The following is a 17,768-nucleotide window of genomic DNA, read 5'->3' as shown; positions in this document are numbered from 1 at the left end:
CCGGTTACTCCACCGGGCGGAACCGGAAGCCGTCCCAGTCCTGGCTCTCGGGCTCGCGGATGCCGGCGCCCGGCTCGCGCAGTTCGTCGGCGTACACCGGCTCGATCCGGTCGCCGATATCGACGCTGAACTGGTCGCCGCCGTTGTCACTATCGTCCCCGTCGTCGCCTGTGACGCCGCCTGCCTCGTCGCGCTCGGCTATCTGTCCGAGCGCGCGGACCGGCGGCCCGTCGTAGTCGTCGCCCATCTCGAACTCGACGATTGCGAGGGTGTTCGGCTCGCGGACGCCCGGGGGCGTCGCGGTCGAGGTCGTCCACGTCACCACGCGCGCCTCGTACTCGCGGAGGTCGACCGTCCCGACGCGCTCGGCGCCGTTCGGGCCCACGGTGTGGGGCGGGTACGTGACCGTGCCGTCGGCGTACTCGGCGGCCTCGAAGGTCGGTTCGGCGCTGTCCCCCTGCCCGTCCGCGTCGGTGTCGGTCGTCTCGTGGTCGCTCATTGGCTTCCCTCCAAGATCGTGGTGGTCACGCAGTTCCCGAACCCGCCGACGTTACAGGCGAGCCCCGTGTCGGCCTCGACCTGCCGCGGTCCGGCGTCGCCCGTGACCTGCTTGACTATCTCGTACACCTGCGCGACGCCGCTGGCCCCGAGCGGGTGGCCCTTGGACTTGAGCCCTCCCGACGTGTTGATCGGGAGGTCGCCGTCGCGGTCGGTGACGCCCTCGTCGACCGCCTTCCACCCCTCTCCCTTCTCGAAGAAGCCGAGGTCCTCGCTCTGGAGGAACTCCAGTATGGTGAACATGTCGTGGAGCTCGGCCACGTCGACGTCGTCCGGGCCGATCCCGGCCATCTCGTAGGCGACCTCGGAGGAGTCGACGACGCCGCCCATCGTCGTCGGGTCCGCGCGCTCGTGGACGACGTGGGTGTCCGTCGCCCCGCCGATGCCCGAGACCACGGCGTAGTTGCCGTCGGGCGCGTACTCCTCGGCCACCGACTCGGGACAGAACACGAGCGCCGCCGAGCCGTCCGTGATCGGACAGAAGTCGTACAGTCGGAGCGGGTCCGCGACGATCGGCGAGTCGAGGACCGTGTCGAGGTCGACCTCCTTCCGGAACTGCGCGTGAGGGTTGTCCACGCCGTTCCGGTGGTTTTTCACCGCGACCTTCCCGAGGCTCTCGCGGGGCGCGTCGTACTCGTCGAGGTAGAGCCGCGCCGTGAGGCCCGCGAACGAGGGGAGCGTGACGCCCTGCTTGTACTCCACCGGATGCGTGAGCGACGCGATCACGTCCGTCGCCTCCGCGGTCGTCCGGTGGGTCATCTTTTCGCCGCCGACCAGCATCGTGAGCTCGCTCGCGCCCGAGGCGACCGACTGCCACGCCGCGTACACCCCTGCCCCGCCTGAGGAGGAGGTCTGGTCGATCCGCGCCGTGTACGCTGGCTGGGCGGCGAGGTCGTGGGCGAGCGCGTTCGGGACGCCGGTCTGCCCCTCGAACTCGCCGCTGGCCATGTTCGAGACGTACAGGTGATCGAGGTCGCCGCCGTCGACGCCGGCGTCGTCGAGCGCGGCCGCGCCCGCCTCCGCCAGCAGCTCCCGGAGCCAAGCGTCGCGCTGCCCGAACCGCGTCATCGACGCGCCGACGATCGCTACGCGTTCCATGTCGGTGGGTCCACCGCGGTCGCCTAAAACGTACCTCTCCGCGGCCGCGGTGGGGTCCGTCCGTCCCGACACTGTCGGCCGCCGTCGAGGTCACGCCCCGCCGTCTCACCCGCCCCCGGCGAGGATCTGCGAGCCCGGTTCAGTCCGCCGCGGTCGGCGCGCCGTCGCCGACCGCGTCGGTCGCGTCCTCGCGGTCAGCGGTCGCGGCCGACACCACGTCAGTGAACGCCTGTCGGCGGGCGTAGAAGAAGTAGACGTACGGGACCTTCGCCAACACGTCGAGGAAGGCGTACGTCAGCGCGGCGCCCACCCCCGTGGTGAAGCCGATCCCCGCTGGACCCATCAGCCAGACGAACGGGTACGCCAGCCACAGCAGGCCGACGTGGTTCTTCAGCAGGCTGAACAGCCCCCGCTGCATCGGGTCGTCGGGAACGGCCCGCGGGAACACCACGTACAGATACGCGAACAGCGTGACGTGGAAAATCGAGGAGACGCCGAACAGCACCCACTTGAGCGTCCCGCCCGTCACGACCGCCCCGGCGCCGAACGCGATCATCAGCGCGTCGGCGAGCATCACGCCCGCGATCGCGCGGCGGGACGCGCCGGCGACGTAGCCGATGAACCCGACCAGGAGCGGGGTGGTGACGATCCAGTCGACGTAGCGGAGGCCGACCAGCTCGGCCCCGTTGACGGTCACGGTTCCGATACCGAGCGCCATTCCGGCATACGCGAGCCCGGCGAAGCCGGGTATCACCGCCAGCGCGGCCAGGCGACCGCGGTCCTCCGACTCGCCGAGCTTCGCGTACAGCGCCGCGGTGATCCCGAGGCCGACGAGGAAGGCGACCGCCGCGATCCAGTACGCGGCGCTGACCGCGCCCGTCATCGCGCACCTCCGTCGGTCGTCGCTCGCGAGCGCGCCGTTCCGCCCCCGGTGGCCGGCCCGTCGGCGCCGGATGTCTCATCAACGGTGAACGCCGCGACCCGGTCTTGGAGCGTCGTCACGGCGTCGGTCTGGAACTCGCGCAGGGAGTCGGACACGTCCTCGACGACCGACTGGCCCTCCTGTATCTCCGTCGCCGTCTGCTCCGCCGTCTCCGCGGTCTCGGTACTGAGCTCCGTGATCTCGTCGACGGAGCCGGCCGTGTCCTGTACCGTGTCGGCCTGGTCGGCGGTCGTCCGACGGATCTCCCCGAGCGAGCCGCTGATCTCGTCGACGGAGTCGGCGATCGTCTCGATGTCGGAGAGCGTCGACTCGACGGTGTCGGTCCCGGTCTGGACGCGCTCCTGTGTCGACCGGATCGACACCGTCACTTCCTCGGTCTGGTCGGCGATGTCGTCTATCATCGTATCAATCTCGTTCGCGCGCGACTGCGTCTCCTCGGCGAGCTCCTTTACCTCCTCGGCGACGACGCTGAAGCCGTCGCCGGAGCCGTCCGCCCGGGCCGCCTCGATCGAGGCGTTGAGCGCGAGCATGTTGGTCTGTTCCGCTATCTCGCCGATGATGTCGACGATCTCGGTGATCTCGTCCATCCCGTCCTGAAGCTGTTCGACCCGGTCGACGGCCTGCTCCGCCTCCTCCTCGACCTCGGCCATCTCGGCCAGCGCGCTCTGGGAGGAGCTGCGGGCGTCGTCGCTCGTCGCCGCGACCGCCTCGCTCCGGTCCGACAGGTCGTCGACGGTCGCCGCGATCTCCTCGGCGGACGCGCTGATGGTCTCGATGTCGGTCGCGATGGACTCGAGCTCCGCGCGCTGGTCGCCCGCCTGTCCCCGGATCGTCGTCGCGCTCTCGGTCGCGCCGGCGACGCGCCGCTCGACCTCGTTGCTCATCTCCGCCATCTCGCCGGCGTCGGCCTCGATCCGGTCGGCCATCTCGCGGACCGTCTCCACCGTCCCCTGGAGGTCGTCCATCATCCGGTTGAACGACTCGCCCACGGTCGCGAGGCTCTCGTCGCTCTCGTCGACGTCGACGCGCCGCGTGAGGTCGCCGGTCGCCGCCTCCTCCATCACCTCGGCGTACCGGTCGGCCGTCCGCCGGTAGCGGTCGGCCATCTCGGTCGCTTCCGCCCGCGCGCTCTCCAGTTCGTCTTGTGTCCGTTCCATCTCCGTCAGTCGGTCTTTCAGCGAGACCCGCATCTGCTCGATGGATCCCGCGAGCTCCCCGAACTCATCGGTCCGGGTGGACTGTACTTCCCTGTCGATGTCCCCGTTGGCGACGCGCCGCGTCTGCGCGCCGATCTCGGTGACGCTGGCGATCGTCTCGGCCGCGTTGATCGACCCGAGCGTCAGGAGACCGGCGACGGCCGCGACGACCGTCGCGTTCGCGTCGTCGGTGGCCAGCCCGACGGCGACGATGAACGCCCCCGTCGCCACGTATCCGACGCCAAGTTTCACCCCGTAGCTGTCTTTCACCGATGCGATCGGCATGTGATCCATCAGGGAAACCGACGTGTTAAACGGCGCCCCGATACTATCAGTTCTGATATCCGGGCGCCTCGCCGAGCCTCGATCCAGGTCCTCGCGCCGCCGGGCTCACTCCGCGCGCCGGCCGCCGTGTCCCGGGTAGTCGCGTTCGAACCGGGACCCGATCTCCTCGCGGTCGATCCGGATCACGACCGGACGCCCGTGCGGGCAGGCGTAGGGGTTGTCGCAGGCGTCGAGCCGGTCGAGGAGGTCGACGACCCGGCCCTCGGTCAGTGAGGTGTTCCCCGTCACCGAGGGGTAACAGGCGAGGTCAGCGAGCAGCTCGTCGACGGCGTCGACGACCGGTTCGTCGCCCTCGGCAGCGTCGTCGACCAGCGCGGACAGGGCGTCTCGCAGGAGGTCCGGGTCGAGCGCGGCGTCGAAGACGGCCGGGACCGCCGTCACCGCGACCTCGCGCTCGTCGGCGCGCTCCGCACGGAATCCGATCTCGGTGAGTTCGTCGACGAACTCCTCGAACAGCGCCGCCTCGCGGGCGGTCAACCCGACGCGGACCGGCTCCGCGAGGGCCTGCGCCTCCGCGCCGTCCGCGACGGTCGCCTTCAGCCGCTCGTAGTTCACGCGCTCGTCGGCCGCGTGCTGGTCGATCAGCACGAGCCCGTCCGGCGCCTCGGCGACGACGTACGTCTCATGAAGCTGACCGAGCACCCGCAGCGGAGGCAGCGAGTCGAACTCGCGCTCGGCCTCGGTCGCCTCGCCGTCCAGCGTCCGCTGCCGGGTCCGTGCCCGTGTTCGGGGTACCGACCGAGCCGCGTCCGCCCGGGCTCCCCTCCGGTCGCCCCCCGCCGCTCCGCTGCCATTCGCTGTCTCGTCGCCAGCCGTCGTTTCGTCGCCGACCGTCGTTCCGTCGCCGACCGTCGTTTCGTCCCCGACTTTCGTTTGGTCGCCGACTGCCGTCTCGTCGCTGGTTGCCGCTTCGCCTCGGCTCGGCTCGCACTCCGCGCCGTCGCTCTGCCGGCTCTGTGGACTGGGTCGGTCGTCGCCGCTCGCGTTGTGATTCGCGTCGCCGTCCCGGGGCTCGCCCGCGGGCTCTGCCGTTGGTTCGGCCCGGGTCCTCTCCCCCTCGCCGAGGTCGTCGACGGCCCACGCCGCGTCGTCGGACGGGTCCAGTTCGGTCGGCGTCGCGGGGTCGTCGTCGCCCTGACCCGGGTCGGCGTCGGTCACCGAGTCCGGGGTTCGGCCGGGATCTTCAGTGTTCGCCGACGTTCCGGGGTCGCCTGGCGTCCCGGAGTCGGAGACTGCCGCGGACTCGCGCCCCTCGCGGGCGGCGCGCTCGTGGTCGGTGTCCGCGCCGCCCACGGCCTCGGTGTCGGGCGTCTCGGGGGCGACCGCCGTCTCGTCGGGCGCCGACTGGCCCCGGGGCGCCGTCGACCGGATCAGGCCGTGGTCGAGCAGCGCTCCCTCGACGGCCGCCTCGACCGCTTCCCGGACCGCAGGCTCCTCGTCGAAGCGGACCTCCAGCTTGCGGGGGTGGACGTTCACGTCCACGTCGCCGGCCGGGACCTCGACGAAGAGGACCGCGAACGGGTAGCGGTCGGGGGCCAACTGACCGCCGTACGCCTCCAACGTCGCCTCGCGCAGCGTGCTCGCGGTGACGTACCGCCCGTTGACGTACGTCGAAAGGTAGTCGCGTGTCGAGCGCGTCGTCTCCGGGTGCGAGACGAGCCCCGTCACCCGCCGGACCGGTGCGTCGGCGGAGTCGTCGCCCGCGTCGGTTCCCTCCGGCGTCCATTCCACGTCGATCATCGACTCGGCGACCTCGCGGCCGTAGACGGCGAGGACGGCCGAGCGGAGGTCGCCGTTCCCCTCGGTCGCGAACGTCTCGCGGCCGTCGTGTTCGAGCGACACTGCCACGTCGGGGTTCGCCAGCGCGTACCCGGTCACCACGGTGTTGACGTGATCGAACTCGGTCGCGGTCCGCTTGAGGAACTTCTCGCGCGCGGGAGTGTTATAAAACAGGTCGTCGACCTCGACGGTTGTTCCCGCGGGACAGCCCGCCGGGCGGGCCTCGCCCACGTCGCCGCCCGCGACGGTGATCTCCGCGCCGGCCTCGGCCTCCGGGGGGCGCGAACGGACGGTGAGCCGCGAGACCGCGCCGACCGTGTACAGCGCCTCGCCGCGGAAGCCGAGCGTGGCGACGCCGCGGTCGAGGTCCTCGATGTCGCCGATCTTCGAGGTGGCGTGCTCCGCGACGGCCGCCTCCAGTTGGTCCTCGGGGATTCCGACGCCGTCGTCGCGGACGCGGATCCCCTCCGTCCCGCCCGCCTCGACCGAGACGGCGACGCGGCTCGCGCCCGCGTCGAGGCTGTTCTCGACCAGCTCCTTCACGACGCTCGCGGGCCGCTCGACGACCTCGCCCGCCGCGATCCGCTGGACGGTCCGCTCGTCCAATCGCTCGATGTCTGGCGGCTCCATTCGTACGCTCCGTCGGACGAGCGCGCACTTCAAGCCGTTGTCGGCGGTGACGGCGTGAGGGGAGGCGCTCGCGTGGTGCCGCTGTGCATACATGAACTGCGGCGGCGCGTGCCTGCGAGCGGCCGCCCTCGGCGGCCGCGAGACGGCACGCGCGAGGGAGTCGCCGGCTCCCGGAGCGAAGCGGAGGGTGCCAGCGACGAGGTTGGGGAGGGGTGAGGTGCGGTTGCGGTGCGGGGTGAGTCAAAGGGTCAGTCGCGAGGGCGAAGGCGCGCGACGCAAGCACCGCAAGGAGCGAGCAGCGCGACCGACTGAGAAGCGCAGCGAGCGTGCGCCCGCCTCGCGACTGGGGCTTTACCGGTGTCTGTCGAGGTTCCACTGGCCTCAAATCACAGCGCGCAGGCAAAGTACGAACGAACGGTTCACAGGTCCGGACTGTCTCCGAAAATCGACCTTATTCAAGCGACCGCGGCCGCGATCTCCTCGTCGGTGAGGAACACATCCTCGCCGGTCTCGGGGTCGAACAGGTGGATGTGTTCCTCCGCGAAGGAGACACCGACCTCGTCGCCGGCCTCCGGCTTCACGTCGGCGGGCGAGCGGGCGAGGAAGTCCTCGGTCACGGTGAGGTGGACGTAGTTGTCGGAGCCGATCGGCTCGACGACCTCGACGGTCGAGCGCAGGTTCTCGTCGCCGCTCGGTGACTCGTCCAAGACGATGTTCTCCGGGCGGATGCCCAGCGTGTACCGGCCGTTCCGAAGGTCGTGGCCCCGGACGTACTCCGCGGAAAGATCGAGGTCCAGCCCCGCCTCCTCGTTCCGGATCGTCGCGCCGGCGCCGTCCGTCTCCACGTCGACGTCGACGAAGTTCATCGACGGCGAGCCGATGAAGCCGGCGACGAACTCGTTGACCGGGTTCTGGTACACCTCGGTGGGCTCGCCGACCTGCTGGAGTTCGCCGTCGTTCAGGATGGCGAGCCGATCGCCCATCGTCATCGCCTCCTCCTGATCATGAGTGACGTACATCGCGGTGACGCCGAACTCCTTCTGGAGCTTCTGGATCTCCGCGCGCATTTCCGTGCGGAGCTTCGCGTCGAGGTTCGAGAGCGGCTCGTCGAAAAGGAACACCTCGGGCTCGCGCGCGATGGCGCGGCCGAGCGCGACGCGCTGCTTCTGCCCGCCCGAGAGTTCGTCGGGCTTGTCGTCGAGGAGGTTCTCGATGCCCATCATCTCCGCCATCTCGCGGACGCGCTCGTGGCGCTCCTCCGTGGTCATCTCCGTGCTCATCTTGAGCCCGAACGCCATGTTCTCGCGGACCGTCTTGTGGGGGTACAGCGCGTAGTTCTGGAACACCATCGCGACCGGGCGCTCCTTCGCGTGGATGTCGGTCACGTCTTCGTCGTCGAAGTGGACGGTTCCGGACGTCGGCTCTTCGAGGCCCGCCACCATTCGCAGTGTGGTGGTCTTCCCACAGCCCGACGGTCCGACAACGGTCACGAACTCCCCGTCGTCGATCTCCAGATCGAGGTCGTCGACGGCGACGATGGTTCCCCGGTCGAACTCCTTTCGGAGCGTATCGAGCGTGACGCGTGCCATTTCCCTGATGGCGGGTCCGCTGGCATATGAGTTCTTTGCTGTTTTCTTGATATATGGTGAAGGATCTCTTCTCAAATATCGGCTTTTCGCGTCGGTCCAGTCGATCGTCGAGTCCTGAACTCGACGCAGATCGATCCGGATCGATCGGGACGTACCCCAAACACTAAATGTATGAAAATATAATTCATCATTTGTTCTAGTCACATGAACGAGAAACGTAGAACGCTGCTCAAGGCGGTGGGGGGATCGACTGCGCTCGCGGCGCTCGCGGGCTGTATCAGCACCGGCGGCGACGGCGGGGACGGCTCCGACGGCGGGGACGGATCGGACGGCAGCGACGGCTCCGACGGCGGCACCACCGGCTCCGCGCGGCTGTGGGCCGACCTGGCCGACGCGGAGGACGAGGCGCTGACCGACTACATCGACCAGTACGAGTCGGATACGGGCAACACCATCAACAAGGAGGCGCCCGGCGGCGAGCTCGACCAGCAGCTCGAAACCGCGATCCCGGCCGGCGACGGTCCCGACTCGTGGATCTGGGCTCACGACTGGGTCGGCCGGTTCGCGGTCCGCGAGGACCCCCCGTTCCTCTACGACGCGAGCGACGACGTCGACGTCTCGCTCGACAGCTACACGCAGGCGGCGCGGGAGGCGGCGCAGTTCAACGACGGCCTCTACGGGCTCCCGTTCGCCTCCGAGACCGTCGCGCTGTTCTACAACGAGGACATGGTCGACGAGCCGCCGGAGACCATGGAGGAGATGGTCTCGATCATGGAGGAGTACCACGACCCGGAGAACGGGGAGTACGGCCTCTCGTACCCCGTGACGAACCCCTACTTCGTCAGCGGGTTCATCCAGGCGTACGGCGGGAACATCTTCGACGAGGGGAACCTCGAAGTCGGCGTCGACAGCGACGCGTGTAAGCGGGGCATGGACGCCCTCGAAACGCTGTCCGACTACGTGCCGGCCGACCCCGGCTACGAGTCGCAGATCGTCGCGTTCGCCGACGGACTCGCGCCGTTCGCGATCAACGGACCGTGGGAGCTCGGCAACCTCAGCGGCGAGGTCGAGAACCTCGGCGTTACGACGCTGCCGACCGTCGACGGGAACCACCCGCGCTCGTACTCGGGCATCCAGTTGTTCTACTTCAGCTCGATGCTTGCCGACGCCGACCAGTCCACGGTCGACGCGGCGACCGGACTCGCCGAGTGGTACACCACGAACGAGGATATCATCCAGACCAACGCCGAAGAGCAGGGGTACATCCCCGTGCTGGCCGACGTCGTGGGCAACGACGACCTCTCCAGCGAGGTCCAGGCGTTCGCCCAGCAGGTCGACCACGGCGTCCCCATCCCGACGCACCCGGACATGGACAGCGTCTGGACGCCCGTGACGGAGGCGTTAGAGCGCGTCTTCAACGACGAGCAGGACAGCGACGCCGCGCTCGACCAGGCCGCCTCCGAGATCCGGGAGGCGCTGTAGGCACCCCTCGGAGCGATGGCCTCTTCGCAACCTGGAACCGGCGTGAGCGGGCTGGCGCGTCTCCGATCGGCGCTGCCGTTCTCCAGTCGCGACTGGGGGCTGCTCCTCGTCGCGCCCGGCGTGCTGCTCTTCTCGAGTTTCATGCTGTACCCGATCTTCTACCTCTTCTACATCTCGCTGACCGACGCGACGTTCGCGGGGTCCGTGATCGGTGGGGGCGCCGACCTGATCGGGCTGGCGAACTACGCCCAGCTGATCGGCGACTCGCAGTTCTGGACCTCGATGACGACGACGTGGCTGTTCGTCGCCGTCTCGCTCGTGATCAAGGTGTTCCTCGCCGTGGGGATCGCGCTGCTGCTCAACCACGTGCGCGTCGCCGGGAAGCGCTACATGCGCGCGGCGGTGATCGTCCCGCTGGGGTTCCCCGGCATCTTCACGATCACCGTCTGGCGCGGAATGTTCAGCGACGCGCGATACGGCGTGTTCAACACGATACTGGGGCGATACAACGAGCTCATGTCGTCGCTGTCGGCGCCACAGGCCCTGCTGTTCGACGTGCCGATCGGCTTCCTGAGCGGCCGCTGGGAGGCGTTCTTCGCGTACGTCACCACGGAGGTGTGGCTGGCGTACCCGTTCATGGTGATCATCATCGTGAGCGCCTTACAGGACGTGCCCCGGTCGCTCCACGAGGCCGCGATGGTCGACGGCGCGGGGGCGCTCCAGCGGTTCCGCACCGTGACGCTGCCCGCGATCAAGGGACCGGTGCTGTTCGCGTCGATCCTCACGGCCGCGACCTCGTTCCAGCAGTTCCTGATCCCGTGGGTGTTCAATCAGGGCGGGCCGTCGAGACAGAACGAGCTGATCATCGTGTACGGCTACCGCGAGGCGATCACGTTCAACCAGTTCGGCCTGTCGGCGGCCATCCTGATCGTCGGGATCGCGTTCGTCGGCATGTTCATGTACGTGGCCGTGCGCTACGGCGGCCTCGCCGAGGGGGTGGGTGACGAATGAGCCCCCTCGAGTCCGCGGTCGCGCTTGTCGGTTCCGCGGTCGCGCTGGTCCGCTCGAAGCTGGTCGCGTTTGCGACCGCACCGAAGCGGTTCTCCGTGATGATCCGGCGCGCGATCTACGACGTCCGCACGGGGAAGCGCAGCTCGTGGGACGTGACGAAGAGCGTCCTGATGACGTTGTTCGGGCTCGCGATGGTGCTCGTGCTGCTGTTCCCGCTGTTCTGGATCACGACCGCGTCGCTCGCGGAGGGCTCGCGGCTGTTCAACACGAGCGGCATCTTCCCGGACCCGTCGACGTACAACCTCGGCGCGTACCGGTGGGTGATCTTCGAGTCCGACTTCTTCTTCGTCGACGGCGACTGGGGGTACCCCCAGCTCGTCCTCGGCGGGAGCGGCGGGCTGGTCAGCTTCCGGTGGGCCGGGACCGACACCGGTCCGGGCGCGGTGTTCAACAGCCTCTACATCGTCAGCGTAACGCTCGCGGCCGGGTTCGGCATGATCGTCCCGGCGGCGTACGCGTTCTCGCGCCGACAGTTCGTGGGGCGCAAGCGCATCCTCTACGGCTACGTGCTGTTCACGCAGATCGGCGCCGGGCTGTCGATCGCGACGCTCGTGGCGCTGTACTCGCTGTTCAGCTCCTACGGGCTCACGAACAACCTGTTCATCCTCGGGTTGTTCTACGCGGCGTCCGCGATCCCGTTCAACACGTGGCTGCTGAAGACGTATATGGACAACATCCCCGTCTCCTACGAGGAGGCGGCGATGGTCGACGGCGCGAGCTTCTTGGAGACGATCCGGGAGGTGATCCTCCCGCTGACGAAGCCGGGACTCGCGGTCGTGCTCATCTTCGTCTGGCTCGCCGGGTGGAACGAGTTCATCATCGCGCAGACCCTGCTGCGCCCGGAGAACTACCCGCTCTCGGTCGAACTGTACAACATCGCGACCGAGGGCCGGTTCTCGACGCCGTGGACTCGGTTCGCGGCGTTCGCGAACCTGTTCGCGTTGCCGGTCGCGATCGTCTACTTCGCGGCGCAGCGCTCCGTCGAAGACGGCCTGTCGTTCGGCGGCATGGAAGGGTAGCCCGGCCTCCACGCGGACCGTTCTCGGTTCTCCCTTCGTTCTCGTCGTCTCCTCATTCTCGGCCGCCCCGTTGACCGACGGCGTCGCTCCGGGGCGAGTCGTCTGGTAACGGGGCCGGATTCACCCGGTCAAAGAACCAGATGTATCCGGTAACAGGCGGAGCCGCCCGGAACCGCTCTCGCTCAGTCGTCCGCCGTCGGCGCCGGCGGCGCGCCCGTGAGCCGGTCGCGGTCGTGGTCGGCCTCGAAGTCGAGGTCAGGGCCGCGCGCGATGATGCGCGTCGGGGTCACGTCGGGGTGGGTGGTGTAGTAGTGCTCCTTGATGTGGTCCATGTTCACCGTTTCGGCGACGCCCGGCGTCTGGTAGAGGTCGCGCAGGTACGGCCAGAGGTTGTCGTACTGGTGGATGAACTGCTGGTTACACATGAAGTGGGTGTGGTACACCTGATCGAAGCGGACCAACGTGGTGAACATACAGATGTCCGCCTCGGTGAGCGAATCGCCGACGAGGTAGCGCCGGTCCACGAGCCGGTCGTCGTAGCGGTCGAGCGCGCCGAACAGGTCGTCGATCGCGTCGTCGTAGGCCGCCTGCGAGGTGGCGAAGCCCGCGCGGTAGACGCCGTTGTTGATCGGCTCGTAGATGTCCGTGATCACCTCGTCGACCTCGGCGACGGTCGCGTCGTCGTCTTCGTCGGGGAGCAGCGAAACGTCGTTTCCGAGGTCCGCGAACGCGGTCGAGAGCATCCGGAGGATCTCCCGCGACTCGTTGTTGACGACGGTCTCCTCTTTGGTGTCCCACAGCACGGGCACGGTCACCCGACACGTGGCGTCCGGGTCGGCCGCGACGTACAGCTCGCGCAGGTAGTCGCTGTCGTGGAGACGGTCGGGCGTACAGCCGTCCTTCTCGGGGGTGAACTGCCAGCCGTCCTCGCCGCGGTACGGGTCGACGACCGAGACGCCGATCGCGTCTTCGAGCCCCAACAGCGACCGCGCGAGTAGCGTGCGGTGCGCCCACGGGCACGCGTACGACACGTACAGGTGATAGCGACCGGCCTCCGGCTGGAAGCGCTCGTCCGGCTCCGCGTCGACGTGGTCCGGCACGTCGCTGCCCGCGATCCAGTTCCGGAACGTCGTCTCGCCGCGCTGGAACGCGCCCTCCTCGTCGGTCGTCTCGTAGGTGTCTGTGCGCCACTCGCCGTTCACGAGCTGGTTCATACTACACGCGTGGGCTTCGACGCGTATAACGTGGCCGGGGACACGCGTGTCACCCGCTGTATGTGGTGTGTAGATTCATATCACGATCTTCCCATTCACGACCGAGAGGCGGTGGATCGACGGCGAACTCCTCCGAAGCCCCAGCCGCGAGGCGAACGCACGCCCGCTGCGCTCCTCGCTCGGTCGCTCACTCCGTTCGCTCTCTCGTTGCGGTGCTTACGTCGCCCGCGTTCGCCTCGCGACTGCCACTTCGAGTCCCACCTACCGCAACCGCACCGCAACCGCATCGCAGCCTCACCCCTCCCCAGCCTCGCGGTTCGCGCTCTCCGAGCGCTCACCGCTCCCTCGCGCGTGCCCCTCGCGGCCGCCGCTTCGCTCCGGCCGCTCGCAGGCACGCGCCGCCGCAGTCGATCTGTCCTCTCGCCGTCCCGGTGGCTTTTCCTCGTCGCTCGCGTGTCCTGACGCATGACCGACCCAGACGAGGTAGCGCCGACGGTCGCCGTCGTCGGCGGCGGCGCGGTCGGTGTCACGACCGCGCACGACCTCGCGGCGCGCGGCGCCGACGTGACCCTCTACGAGCGCGGGGAGCTCGCGGCCGAGAGCTCCGGGCGCGCGGCTGGCCTCCTCTACGACGCCTACGCCGAGGACGTCGACGCCGCGGTCGGCGCCCGGTCGATCGAGCGCTTCCGAGTACTCGACCGGTCGCTGCCCGGCTTCTCGTTTTCGCCCTGCCCGTACGTGATCGCGGTGCGCGAGGGCGACCCCGACGCCGACGCCGTCCCCGGGATGGTCGATCGCATGCGCGGCCACGGCCGCGACGTCTCGCTCGTCGACCCCGACGCGCTCGGCGAACGGTTCCCGCCGCTCCGCACCGACGACCTCGCCGTCGCGGCGGTCGCCGAGGGGGCCGGCTGGACCGACCCGTCGAGCTACGTCCGCGCGCTCGGCGACCGGGCCGGTCGCGAGGGGGTCGCGATCGAGACGAACACCGCCGTCGCGCTCGGGCCGCGGCCCGGCGCGAAACGACACATCCGAGTCGGTGACGACGGAGCCGACGGCGATTCGGCGGCCGAGACGCGCGCCTTCGATGCCGTCGTCGTCGCCGCCGGGGCACACGCTCGATCGCTCCTCGCGGACGCGGGCGTCTCCGTCCCGGTCGTCCCCTACCGGGTCCAGGCGCTCGTGACCCAAACTGACTACGACGGGCCGATGGTCTACGACGCCACCGCGGACGCGTACCTCCGCCCGCACCCCGACGGCCTGCTCGCGGGCGACGGGACTGAGCCGGTCCCGGCCGACCCCGACGACTACCGCCGCGAGGCCGACGACTGGTTCCGCGAGGACCTCGCCGGCGCCCTCGACGAGCGCCTCGCCCGCGGGGACCGCCTCGACGGGGGCGAGGGACCCGACCGCGGCGAACGGGTCGACCGCGGGATCGACGACGCCCGGGCATGGGCCGGACTCTGTACCGCGACGCCGGACGGCGACCCGCTCGTCGGCCCGGTCGACTCGGAGGCGGGCGATCCGACGCTCTTCGTCGCCGCCGGCTGGCAGGGCCACGGGTTCATGCGCGCGCCGGCCGTCGGCGAAGTGGTGGCCGAGGGCGTGCTCGCGTCGCTCGCGGGCGCCGCCTTCGACGGGCCGGAATCGCCGTGGATCGGCGCGTTCGACCCGACGCGGTTCGGTTCGGATCGGTTCGACGGCGACGAGGCGTTCGATATCGTCGAGGGCATGTCGCTGTCGAACCGGACGGAGGAGGAATAGCAGCGGCCGCAGAGCCGAAGCCGGGGGTCAGTCGTCTTCTTCGACGACGTCGACGTCGCTCGATCCGCCGCGTTTGGGGATCTCGACGTGGAGCGTCCCGTTGCGCGTGAGCGTCGCGTTCGCGCCCTCGGGCGTCACGTTGGCGTCGCGGGGGAGGTCGACGCTGCCGGACAGCGAGACGCCGCGGCCCGGGAACACGAGGTCGTAGCCGTCGTAGAAGTCGCGGAAGCGTTCGAGCGAGACCTCGACGGTGCGGTCGAGGAAGGTGACGTCGACGTCCTCGCCGCGCACGCCGGGGGCGTCGAAGACCACGAGGTACGCGTCGTCGCTCTCGAGGAGGTCGTGCGAGAGCGGGCGGCGCTCCTGGACGCGACCCCAGCCGCGGCCGACGCGTTCGAGGGCGTTACGGAGCGCGGAGCGACCGCTTTCGACGAGTCCGTCCACCGCTCACACCTCGATTTCGACGAGGTCGCTCCCGCCGCAGTACGGACACGAGAGGTCCTCGACCGCGTGGTCGTCGGGCACGTCGTACGTGTAGTGGTTCTCGAACATGTCGAGCTCGCAGTCGTCGCTGACGCACTTGACCTCCATCGTCGATGGCATACGCGGACGTAGTATCGGCGGCGGCTTAAACGGCGTGGCGGCGGCGAGCCGGGGGTGCGAACCGCGCGATGCGGCGCTCAGACCCCCGCACCGCGCATCCGGTCCGGCACGACGGTTCGCTCGGCGACAGCGACGACTGCGATACCCAACGCCGTGCCGGCGAGGAAGCCGGGACCGTACGGGCGAAACGGGATTTCGAACGCAAGCGCGACTCCCAGCCCGACGGAGATCGCGAGGATCGCGGCGCCGAAGGCGACGTAGGTCAGCGTCTCGTAGCGATCCGGCGAGAGGCGGTCGCGGGCGAGCCACGCGATCGGGCCGACGGCGACTGCGGTCGCCGCGGCCCAGCCGGCGGCGAGTCCCCACGGTCTGGGATTGGTGCCGAGAAACTGTATCGCGGCGAGCGCGCAGAGCGCGGCGAACGAGACGTAGTTTCCGACTCGCTGCCAGCGAGCGGACCCGTCGGCGCGCGCTGGCGCGCCGTCGCCGGAGGTCGTCTCACCGTTCGGGGGCGTTTCGGAGGGCATGGTCGGGGTTTCCGCGCGTTCCGGCATAAGTAATCCGGCGCGGCTCGGGCGTTCCGCACGCTTTTCCCGTCTCGGTCGAGTACGGACGGTAACATGACCGATTCGCCCGCGTCGGCTCGGGGGTCGCTCCCGGCCGACCCGAACGACCTCTCCGTCACCATCGTCGACGGGTACGTCGACGAGCCGGCCCACTTCGGCGTCCCGCCGTACCTCTCGACGTACCCCCGATACACCGCCGGGGCGCTCGTCGACGCCGGCGTCCCCGAGTCGGCGATCACCTATCACACGATCGACGAGCTCCGCGAGGACCGGAGCAAGCACGCCGACGTCGCCGACGCCGACCTCATGATCTACGTCGGCGGGATGACGGTGCCCGGGAAGTACGTCGGCGGCACCCCCGCGGAGCCGGACGAGGTGCGAGAGCTCGGCTGGACCGCCGACGGCGTGACGCTGCTCGGCGGCCCGGTGCGCTTCGGCGTCGGCGAGGAGAACGCCGGCGCGCAGGAGACCCGACGCGACGACCTCGACTACGACTTCGTCGCGATGGGCGACGTGGAGGCCGCGGCCCACGACCTCGTCCGCGAGGGGCTGGAAGGGTACGGCAACCGGATGCGCACGAACGGGGAGGTCGACCGCTGGGCCCAGCAGGGGGCGTTCGTCGTCGAGCAGCACCCGAACCACCCCGACTACCTCATCTGCGAGATGGAGACCTCCCGCGGGTGCGCCTACCGCTGCTCGTTCTGTACGGAGCCGCTGTACGGCGACCCGGCGTTCCGCGCGGCGCGGTCGGTCGTCGACGAGGTCGACGCGCTCTCGGACCGCGGCGTGCGGCACTTCCGGCTCGGACGGCAGGCCGACATCCTCGCGTTCGGCGGCGACGGCGAGGCGCCGAACCCCGACGCGCTCCGGGAGCTGTACGGCGGGATCCGCGAGGTCGCGCCCGACCTCCGGACGCTCCACCTCGACAACATGAACCCCGTGACGATCACGGACTACCCGGATGCGTCCCGCGAGGCGATCCGCGTCATCGCCGAGCACAACACGCCCGGCGACACGGCCGCGTTCGGGCTCGAATCGGCTGACCCGGTCGTTCAGGAGGAGAACAACCTCCTCGTCACCGCCGAGGAGTGCTTGGAGGCCGTCCGCGTCGTCAACGAGGAGGGCGGCTGGCGCCCGGGCGACGCCCCCGAGACGACGCCCGGCGACCCGGCCCGCGTCACCGGTCCCTCAACCGGACCGGACGCCTCGCCGCGGCTGCCGAAGCTCCTCCCCGGGATCAACCTCGTCCACGGGCTGACCGGCGAGCGCCCGGAGACGTACGAGCACAACAAGCGCTTCCTCCAGACGGTGTACGACGAGGGGCTGATGCTCCGCCGGATCAACATCCGGCAGGTGATGGCGTTCGCGGGCACAGAGATGGCCGAGACGGGGGCCGAAGTCGCACAGGAGCACAAAGACCAGTTCCAGGCGTACAAGCGCGAGGTGCGCGAGACCATCGACAACCCGATGCTCGACCGCGTTGTGCCGCCGGGAACCGTCCTCCCGGACGTGTACCTGGAGTACCACCAGGACGGCAAGACGTTCGGGCGCCAGCTCGGCACGTACGCGCTCCTCGTCGCGGTGCCGGGCGAGCGCGAGCTCGGAACGAGCATCGACGTGGCGATCACGGACCACGGCTACCGCTCCGTCACCGGCGTCCCGTACCCGCTCGATGTCAACGTGGCCTCGATGGACGAGCTCACCGCGATCCCCGGGATCAACCGGAGCACGGCTGGTGACATCGTCGTCGGCCGCCACTACGACTCGGTCGAAGCGGTCGACGCCGGGGTCGCCGACCTCGGGGCGTACGCGGTCGCCGGCGACACCGACGTGCCGATCCCCGGTCGCGAGCGTCCCGGCTCCGGCCCCGGTCCGGCCGCGCGGTCGTCGCTCGGTCGCGGGGACTGAGCG

Annotated in this window: 15 protein-coding genes; 5 read left to right on the top strand and 10 right to left on the bottom strand. The window is 69.6% G+C overall.

Going from position 1 to position 17,768, the window contains the following annotated elements:
• Positions 1 to 4: 4 nt before the first annotated feature.
• From EXE52_RS13440 to EXE52_RS13415, 6 genes are all read right to left on the bottom strand, one after another.
• Positions 5 to 499, bottom strand: coding sequence for a hypothetical protein (locus EXE52_RS13440; protein WP_086216781.1), 495 nt, complete (start codon positions 497 to 499; stop codon positions 5 to 7).
• Entirely contained in the window at positions 496 to 1,656 is a 1,161-nt protein-coding gene (locus tag EXE52_RS13435; protein ID WP_089307925.1) for a 3-ketoacyl-CoA thiolase, read from the bottom strand. Before EXE52_RS13435 ends, EXE52_RS13440 begins: the two co-directional genes overlap by 4 nt.
• Before the next feature lie 139 nt (positions 1,657 to 1,795).
• Positions 1,796 to 2,539: a bacteriorhodopsin gene (locus tag EXE52_RS13430; protein ID WP_086216779.1), complete on the bottom strand. Its 744-nt coding sequence runs from the start codon at positions 2,537 to 2,539 to the stop codon at positions 1,796 to 1,798.
• Positions 2,536 to 4,080 (bottom strand): methyl-accepting chemotaxis protein, encoded by a 1,545-nt coding sequence (locus EXE52_RS13425; RefSeq protein WP_049931314.1) that lies wholly within the window; start codon positions 4,078 to 4,080, stop codon positions 2,536 to 2,538. Before EXE52_RS13425 ends, EXE52_RS13430 begins: the two co-directional genes overlap by 4 nt.
• Before the next feature lie 105 nt (positions 4,081 to 4,185).
• On the bottom strand, positions 4,186 to 6,549 hold the full coding sequence (mutL, locus tag EXE52_RS13420; RefSeq protein WP_089307924.1) for a DNA mismatch repair endonuclease MutL: 2,364 nt from the start codon (positions 6,547 to 6,549) through the stop codon (positions 4,186 to 4,188).
• Between the two features lie 455 nt (positions 6,550 to 7,004).
• A complete protein-coding gene (locus tag EXE52_RS13415; protein ID WP_049931312.1) occupies positions 7,005 to 8,138 on the bottom strand; it encodes an ABC transporter ATP-binding protein in 1,134 nt (377 codons plus the stop codon).
• A 204-nt stretch (positions 8,139 to 8,342) separates the two neighbouring features.
• On the opposite strand from EXE52_RS13415, the gene EXE52_RS13410 reads away from it, so the two are divergent.
• From EXE52_RS13410 to EXE52_RS13400, 3 genes are read left to right on the top strand one after another with little or no spacing between them, the layout of a single operon-like run.
• On the top strand, positions 8,343 to 9,620 hold the full coding sequence (locus tag EXE52_RS13410; protein ID WP_176450630.1) for an extracellular solute-binding protein: 1,278 nt from the start codon (positions 8,343 to 8,345) through the stop codon (positions 9,618 to 9,620).
• A 15-nt stretch (positions 9,621 to 9,635) separates the two neighbouring features.
• Positions 9,636 to 10,631: a carbohydrate ABC transporter permease gene (locus tag EXE52_RS13405; protein ID WP_086215843.1), complete on the top strand. Its 996-nt coding sequence runs from the start codon at positions 9,636 to 9,638 to the stop codon at positions 10,629 to 10,631.
• Positions 10,628 to 11,710: a sugar ABC transporter permease gene (locus EXE52_RS13400; protein WP_049931310.1), complete on the top strand. Its 1,083-nt coding sequence runs from the start codon at positions 10,628 to 10,630 to the stop codon at positions 11,708 to 11,710. The genes EXE52_RS13405 and EXE52_RS13400 overlap by 4 nt, the downstream gene beginning before the upstream one ends.
• Positions 11,711 to 11,892: 182 nt before the next feature.
• Here EXE52_RS13400 and EXE52_RS13395 read toward each other — a convergent pair whose 3' ends face one another.
• Positions 11,893 to 12,924: a glutathione S-transferase family protein gene (locus tag EXE52_RS13395; protein ID WP_089307923.1), complete on the bottom strand. Its 1,032-nt coding sequence runs from the start codon at positions 12,922 to 12,924 to the stop codon at positions 11,893 to 11,895.
• A gap of 465 nt (positions 12,925 to 13,389) precedes the next feature.
• Here EXE52_RS13395 and EXE52_RS13390 point away from each other — a divergent pair, with 465 nt between their 5' ends.
• A complete protein-coding gene (locus tag EXE52_RS13390; protein ID WP_089307922.1) occupies positions 13,390 to 14,688 on the top strand; it encodes an FAD-binding oxidoreductase in 1,299 nt (432 codons plus the stop codon).
• Positions 14,689 to 14,715: 27 nt separating this feature from the next.
• On the opposite strand, the gene EXE52_RS13385 is transcribed toward EXE52_RS13390, so the two are convergent.
• The 3 genes from EXE52_RS13385 to EXE52_RS13380 form a co-directional block, all read right to left on the bottom strand.
• Positions 14,716 to 15,132, bottom strand: a complete 417-nt coding sequence (locus tag EXE52_RS13385) for an Hsp20/alpha crystallin family protein (protein WP_086215845.1) — start codon at positions 15,130 to 15,132, stop codon at positions 14,716 to 14,718.
• 3 nt (positions 15,133 to 15,135) lie between these two features.
• On the bottom strand, positions 15,136 to 15,291 hold the full coding sequence (locus tag EXE52_RS18545) for a hypothetical protein (protein ID WP_017342671.1): 156 nt from the start codon (positions 15,289 to 15,291) through the stop codon (positions 15,136 to 15,138).
• Positions 15,292 to 15,368: 77 nt separating this feature from the next.
• A complete protein-coding gene (locus EXE52_RS13380; protein WP_049931304.1) occupies positions 15,369 to 15,818 on the bottom strand; it encodes a hypothetical protein in 450 nt (149 codons plus the stop codon).
• Positions 15,819 to 15,911: 93 nt separating this feature from the next.
• Here EXE52_RS13380 and EXE52_RS13375 point away from each other — a divergent pair, with 93 nt between their 5' ends.
• The gene (locus tag EXE52_RS13375) at positions 15,912 to 17,765 is read left to right on the top strand and encodes a radical SAM protein (protein WP_089307921.1); all 1,854 of its coding nucleotides are present in this window, start codon (positions 15,912 to 15,914) and stop codon (positions 17,763 to 17,765) included.
• Positions 17,766 to 17,768: the final 3 nt, after the last annotated feature.

The sequence above is a fragment of the Halorubrum sp. CGM4_25_10-8A genome, from assembly GCF_005435025.1.
In the GTDB taxonomy this organism is placed as follows: Archaea; Halobacteriota; Halobacteria; order Halobacteriales; family Haloferacaceae; genus Halorubrum; species Halorubrum ezzemoulense.
This window is presented reverse-complemented; position numbering and strand designations above follow the sequence as displayed.